The 6,775-nt window shown below is 59.5% G+C and carries 5 protein-coding genes and 2 pseudogenes; all 7 read left to right on the top strand.

Features of this window, described 5'->3' with window-relative positions; all coding sequences use genetic code 11:
• Window positions 1–110: pseudogene (locus NKI39_RS33865) on the top strand (transcriptional regulator); the annotation flags it as partial.
• Window positions 111–294: 184 nt separating this feature from the next.
• Window positions 295–1,806, top strand: a complete 1,512-nt coding sequence (gene arfA, locus NKI39_RS33860) for an arabinosylfuranosidase ArfA (RefSeq protein ID WP_352837464.1) — start codon at window positions 295–297, stop codon at window positions 1,804–1,806.
• A gap of 49 nt (window positions 1,807–1,855) precedes the next feature.
• Window positions 1,856–2,947: an ABC transporter ATP-binding protein gene (locus NKI39_RS33855; protein ID WP_352449658.1), complete on the top strand. Its 1,092-nt coding sequence runs from the start codon at window positions 1,856–1,858 to the stop codon at window positions 2,945–2,947.
• A 19-nt stretch (window positions 2,948–2,966) separates the two neighbouring features.
• Window positions 2,967–3,884, top strand: coding sequence for a carbohydrate ABC transporter permease (locus NKI39_RS33850; RefSeq protein WP_502893759.1), 918 nt, complete (start codon window positions 2,967–2,969; stop codon window positions 3,882–3,884).
• Entirely contained in the window at window positions 3,881–4,729 is an 849-nt protein-coding gene (locus NKI39_RS33845; RefSeq protein ID WP_352837461.1) for a carbohydrate ABC transporter permease, read from the top strand. The genes NKI39_RS33850 and NKI39_RS33845 overlap by 4 nt, the downstream gene beginning before the upstream one ends.
• Before the next feature lie 94 nt (window positions 4,730–4,823).
• Window positions 4,824–6,143 carry an ABC transporter substrate-binding protein gene (locus NKI39_RS33840; RefSeq protein ID WP_352472497.1) on the top strand — a complete coding sequence of 440 codons (1,320 nt, stop codon included), beginning with the start codon at window positions 4,824–4,826 and terminating at the stop codon, window positions 6,141–6,143.
• A gap of 296 nt (window positions 6,144–6,439) precedes the next feature.
• Window positions 6,440–6,775, top strand: a pseudogene (locus NKI39_RS33835) (IS630 family transposase); the annotation flags it as partial.

Below are 6,775 nucleotides of genomic sequence, written 5' to 3'. Positions count from 1 at the left end.
TCCGTATCGGCGTCAAGGACGACGCCAAGCGCCCCGGCGGGATCAATATTTTCGGCAAGGGCTTTGGAAATTACGATCAGGACATCCTGCTCAGGATCAAAACTGGTTGATATCATGAAACCGGGTTCTGAAGATAACGCAGCGATTTCAACGATCTGGCATTCTGCTGTGCCACATCGTTCGTCTAATTGTCCTACATTTGGCTATTTTGGCTTGACGAAGGGCTGCCATTTCCCCTTTGATATCGGGCAAGATGATTTAAATCATCGTTTGTGATATCGATGGGAGGAATGCATGAAGGCAGCCGTTACGGCTCATCCGCACTATGTTGTCTCGGAAATCGACCCGAGGCTCTACGGATCCTTCATCGAGCATCTGGGGCGGGCAGTTTACACCGGCATCTATGAGCCCGGCCATCCGACAGCGGATGCCAGCGGCATGCGTCAGGACGTCATCGATCTCGTCAGGGAACTCAATGTTCCGATCGTCCGCTATCCCGGCGGCAATTTCGTCTCGGCCTACAATTGGGAAGACGGCATTGGCCCCAAGGAACAGCGCCCAGTGCGCCTCGACCTCGCCTGGCACACATCGGAAAGCAACGAAGTCGGCCTGCATGAATTTGCCGATTGGTGCACCTGCGCCAACACCGAGATGATGCTTGCCGTCAATCTCGGCTCGCGCGGCCTCGACGAAGCCCGCAACCTGCTGGAGTACGCCAACCATCCCGGCGGCAGCAAATGGAGCGACAGGCGCATCGCCAACGGCCGCAAGGAGCCGTTCGACGTCAAGCTCTGGTGCCTCGGCAATGAAATGGATGGCCCCTGGCAGATCGGCCACAAGACCGCGGACGAGTATGGCCGGCTGGCGCATGAGACGGCCAAGGCCATGCGCGCCTTCTCCAAGTCACTCGAGCTGGTGGTCTGCGGCTCTTCGAATGCCAAGATGCCGACCTACCCTGAATGGGAAGCGACGGTTCTCGACCATACCTACAACGAGGTCGACTACATCTCGCTGCACATGTATTTCGACAACGAAGCCAACGACGCTCCGAACTATCTCGCCATGAGCGAAAAGCTCGACGACTACATTGTCTCGGTCGCCGGCGTCATCGAGTATATCAAGGCCAAGAAGCGCTCCAACAAGCAGGTCTACATCTCGTTCGACGAATGGAACGTCTGGTACCATTCCAAGGAGCAGGACAGGAAGATACTCGGCGGCAGCAACGGCTGGCCGTTCGCCCCGCCGTTGCTCGAAGACATCTATAATTTCGAGGATGTGCTGCAGGTCGGCCTGATCCTCAACACCTTCATCCGCCGTTCCGATGTCGTCAAGATCGCCTGCCTGGCACAACTGGTCAATGTCATCGCGCCGATCATGACCGTTCCGAATGGCCCGGCATGGCGGCAGACGATTTTTTATCCCTATCTGTTTGCTTCTAACTATGGTCGCGGCAATGCGCTGGATCTCAAGGTGGAAAGCCCGACCTACAAATCCAGCGTTGCGGGCGACGTCGCTTATGTCGATGTTGCCGGCGTGCACGACAGGCAAACCGGCCACGTCACCTTCTTCGCGGTCAACCGCCATTCGAGCGAGGCAATCGAAACAGTGGTCGACCTCACCGGCTTCGGCGCGGCGGAGATCGTCGACCACCAGGTGATGGCACACGCCGATCTGAAAGCCGTCAATTCGGCCGAAAACCCTGGCAATGTCGGCCCCAGGAAGGGTGAGGGCGCCTCGCTCGCCGGCGGCAAGCTGAGCCTGTCACTGCCGGCCTATTCCTACCAGGTCATACGCCTGAGACTCTGAGTTCAGGCGGATCATCGAGAAAGCGCAAACGCTGAGGAGGAGCGTCGACGTGACGGCCGATATCGAGATCAGGAACGTGAGCAAGCAGTTCGGTGCCATGACGGTGCTGGATCATCTGTCGCTCTCCATAAGGGCACGCGAATTCATCGTGTTCCTGGGCCCGTCCGGCTGCGGAAAATCGACGCTTCTTCGAATGATTGCCGGGCTCGAAGCTGTCGATAGCGGCGAGATTGCCATCAACAACGAGCGCATCGATCATCTGCCACCGGGCAAGCGCGGCATTGCCATGGTGTTCCAGTCCTATGCGCTTTATCCGCATATGACGGTGCGCGACAACATGGCCTTCGGGCTTGCGAATATCGGCGTACCAGGCAAGGTCATCGAGGCGCGCATCAACGAAGCCGCCCGCATCCTCGAAATGCCGCATCTGCTCGATCGCAAGCCGGGCCAGCTCTCCGGCGGCCAGCGCCAGCGCGTCGCCATCGGCCGTGCGATCGTCAAGGAGCCGAAGGCCTTTCTGTTCGACGAGCCGCTTTCCAATCTCGATGCGGCGTTGCGCACCCGCACCCGCATCGAGCTTGCCCAGCTTCACCAGCGGCTGCAATCGACGATGATCTTCGTCACTCATGACCAGGTCGAGGCCATGACGCTGGCCGACCGCATCGTCGTCATGAACAATCGCAAGATCGACCAGATCGGTACGCCGATGGAGATCTACGAACGCCCGGCGACCAAATTCGTCGCGGGTTTCGTCGGCGCGCCGGCGATGAACTTCGTCGATGCGACGCTTGACAGATCCGGCGAGAACGCCACGGCCAGGTTTGCGGACGGCGTCTCGGTGCAGACCGAGATCGCCTCCAGCCAACTGACCGATGGCAAGTACACTTTCGGCATCCGTTCTGAAGACGTGCGCATCGTTGCCGCCGGACAGGGCAATGCCGGCGGCGTGGTCGATGTGCTCGAGCGGCTCGGCGAACGCACCCTGATCTACGCGCGGCTGGGCGATGGCCAGCAGATCGTCGGCTCGGATGCCGGCAACAGCCGCGTCGCCGTCGGCGACAGAATCGGGCTCGCCTTTGACGGCCAGAAATCGCATCTGTTCAACGAGACCGGCCGCGCCTGGCATGCGAGGGAGGCCTGAGATGGCTGACCGGCTGGCGATGTCCCCAACCGCGACACTTGCTGTCGGCGTCAGAGCCCCTACCGCCGACATCTATGCGCCGCAATGGCGAAACGTCATTTTCGTTGCGCCATTCTTGTTCTTCTTCACCACGCTGCTGCTCTTCCCGCTGCTCTGGGGGATGTGGCTGAGTTTCCACAAGGCCGACACGTTCTCGTCCGGAAATTTTGTCGGTCTCGGCAATTACGCCAGGCTGTATCACGACAAGGTCTTCCTGCAATCGATCTGGAACACCTTCTATTTCGTGCTTCTGACGGTGCCGACGCTGGCGCTGATCGGCCTTTTCCTGGCGCTTTGCCTCAACCGCCGCACGCGCACTGCCGCGGTTTTGCGGACGCTGTTCTTTTCCTCGTCGGTGCTGTCGGTCACCATCGTCACGCTGATCTGGCGCATCGTCTTCATTCCGAATGTCGGCCTGTTGTCGACGATCTACGGATGGTTCGGCGCAACGGCTCCGGCCTTCATTTCCGACCCCAGCCTTGCGATGATCGGCATCGCCATTGCCACCATCTGGTGGTGCATCGGCCTGCCGATGATGCTCTTTCTCTCGGCGCTCCAGCAGATTCCACAGGATATTTACGAGGCGGCAGCGCTGGACAATGCCAATCGCTGGCAGACGCTACGCTCGATCACGCTGCCGTCGATCAAGCGGACCTTCATCCTGGTGATCATCATCCAGATCGTGCTGCAATTCCAGCTGTTCGGCCAGGCCTGGCTGATGACGCGCGGCGGTCCGAACAACCTGACCAAGCCGATCGTGCTCTACATCTACGATACCGCATTCCGTCGCTGGGATCTCGGCCTGGGCGCCGCCGCATCGGAAATCCTGTTCATCCTCATCCTGGTCGCGGCCATGGCCCAGTACCTGGTGACACGCAGCAGGGGAGACCAGGCATGAGCGCCACAGCAGCTTCCATCAAGGGCCGGGCATTTGGCGACCATTTGTTATTGGCCCTGGTCATCCTGCTTTCGATCGTCATGATCGCGCCGGTTCTGTGGGTCATCGGCCTGTCACTCAAGGACAATACGGAGCTGATGGCCGATCCGAATTCGGTGTTTCACGCGCCCTATACGCTGAAGAACTACATCAACACCGTCGGCACCTCGTCGGTGTTCATCTGGGTGCGCAACAGCATCATCGTCTCGGGCGGATTGGCGCTCGGCACGTTGATCCTGTCATCGCTCGCCGGCTACGGCTTTGCACGGCTGAATTTCCCCGGCCGAGACGTGCTGTTCGTGATCGTGCTGTTCGGCCTGGCGGTCCCGGAACAGGCCGTGCTTGTCGCCCGTCACCAGATCTTCAGCATGCTGAAGTTCCACAACACCTATCAAGGGCTCATTCTGCCGGGCCTTTCGGCTCCGTTCGGTGTCTTCCTGATGACCCAGTATTTCAAGGCCATCCCGAAGGAGTTGGACGAAGCCGCCATGCTCGATAACGCCAGCCGGCTCAGAATTTTCTGGAAGGTGCTTCTGCCGCTCACGCTGCCTGCGCAGGCGACGCTCGGCATCTTCACCTTTCTCGGCGCCTGGAATGACTACTTCTGGCCGCTGATTTCGGCGACGAGGAAGGACATGTTCACGCTGACGGTCGGCATGGCCTCGACCCAGACCAACTTCGCCCAGTCCGAAGGCATCGGCTTCCTGATGGCGCAGGCGGTGTTCGCCGGTGCACCGATCCTGATCGTCTACCTGTTCTTCCAGAAATACATCGTCACGGCAGTCTCCGGCGCTGCGGTGAGATAACGAAGATTGCCTGACGGCCGGGGGAATGCGCAGCAATTGAAGCACGAAAGCCAATCCAGGGTGGAGCGGCGGAAACTCAGTAGGAGGAACTGATATGAAACTGAAGAAAATACTGTTTGCCGCAGTCTCTGCGGGCGCAATGATGCTCGCAAGTCCAAGCTTCGCGGCCACGGAGCTGAGCGTGCAGCGCTTTTTCGGCGCCTGCGATGCCGATTTCGGCACCAACACCGATGCCACCAAGGCCGTTGGCGAATGCGGCATCATCACCTCGCTAATCAACAAGTTCAACGCCGACAATCCCGATGTCCATGTCAACGTCACCACCGTGGAATGGCCCGGCTATGATCAGCTGACCGCGCAGTTCGCTTCAGGCGACGCTCCGGACATCGTCACGATCCATGAATCCGTACTGTCGGATTATCAGTCGAAGGGCCTGTTGATGCCGCTCGACGATCTCTTGAAGTCGGTCGGCGTGACACCCGACGCCTTCACCGACGCGGCACGCAATGGCGCCACCAAAGACGGCAAGGTCTATGGCCTGCCGATCGACAGCTGGACGATGCTCTATCACGTCAACATGGATCTTTTCAAACAAGCCGGCCTCGTCAATGCCGACGGCACGCCGATTTTTCCAAAGTCGCCCGAGGAACTGCTCGCCCAGGCCGAACAGTTCAAGCAGAAGACGGGCAAGCCTTATTTCGTTCAGAACCTGACCAATGAGACTGCACTCTACACACGCAACCTCTACACCTATCTTTTCCAGCAGGATTCCGATTTCTTTGCCGATCCGAAGCACGTGAAGTTGAATACGCCGGAAGCCAAGAAGGTCGTCGAGATGTACAAGGCGATCTTCGAGAAGGGCTACACCACCAAGGATCTCGATTATGGCGGCTCGATAAACGCCTTCCTTGCCGGCGAGGGTGGCGTCCACCTTAACGGCACCTGGGTGGTCGGCGATTACAACGCCCAGTCCGAGACCAAGGGTACGGCGCTCAACAAGGGCGGCTATGCGGTCTATCCGTATCCGCAGCTGTTTGGCGGCGCCCATGCGCAATATGCCGACGGCCACACTTGGGCCGTTTCGCAGAAAGACCGCACGCCTGAACAGATCGCGGCCATCGGTAAATTCCTGAAGTTCTTCGCCGACAACGACTTCGAATGGTCACGCACCGGTCACCTGCCGGCCTATAAGGCCGTCATCACCTCGGACGCCTTCAAGGCCCTGCCGCATCGCAACACGATCTCTGCGGTCGCCGATCTCGGCAGGCCGCTGCCGTCCGCCGTACAGCGTCAGTTTGCGATCCAGGACATTATCGGCGAAGAGATGAGTGCAGCAATCAGTGGCCAGAAGGACGTCGACACCGCCCTTGCCGACATGGAAAGCCGCGTCAACGAATTGCTCGCCAACATTTGATCACGGGTTTCGAAAGGCCCCTCCCAAGGCCCCCCGCGGCTGGAAACGGCCGCGGGTTTTTGGTGAGGCAGTGATTTTGGTGAGGCAGTGATTATTGTCCTCGAATTGCGCGCGACTTGCCGGTGGCGACCGGGTCAAACACGCCAACCACGGCGCCGCAACCTCGGCAGCAGCCGACGCAAGCCCTGGCCGGAGGATTCGGTTAGAGCGGTTCCTGATTTGACGGAATCGAAGGGGATTCCGGATCAGTCGGTTTTGTGATTCAAGATGCTGGCTGGAGTGGAGGCCAGCATCGGATGACGCGACCTCTTTCGGATGATCTTCGCGAACGTGTTGTAGCGGCGGTTTTGGGTGGCGAGAGCCGCCGGTCGGCCGCGAAACGGTTCGGCATTTCGGTTTCGGCGGCGGTGAAGTTGTTGCAGCGCCATCGGGCGACTGGCTCGGTTGCGCCTGGCAAGATGGGCGGACATCGCAAGAGGGTGCTGGAGCCGCACCGTGCCTTCATCGAGGCGCGTGTGCGAGACGCCGCATCTGACACTGCATGGTCTGAAGGATGAGTTGGCCGCACGCGGGGTCAAGGTCTCGCACAACGCGGTCTGGATGTTCTTGAGGCGCGAGGGCCTGAGCTTCAA

It is taken from the genome of Mesorhizobium sp. M0664, from assembly GCF_040320565.1.
In the GTDB taxonomy this organism is placed as follows: domain Bacteria; phylum Pseudomonadota; class Alphaproteobacteria; order Rhizobiales; family Rhizobiaceae; genus Mesorhizobium.
The sequence above is the reverse complement of the archived record's forward strand: the minus strand, read 5'-3'. Positions and strand labels throughout refer to the sequence as shown.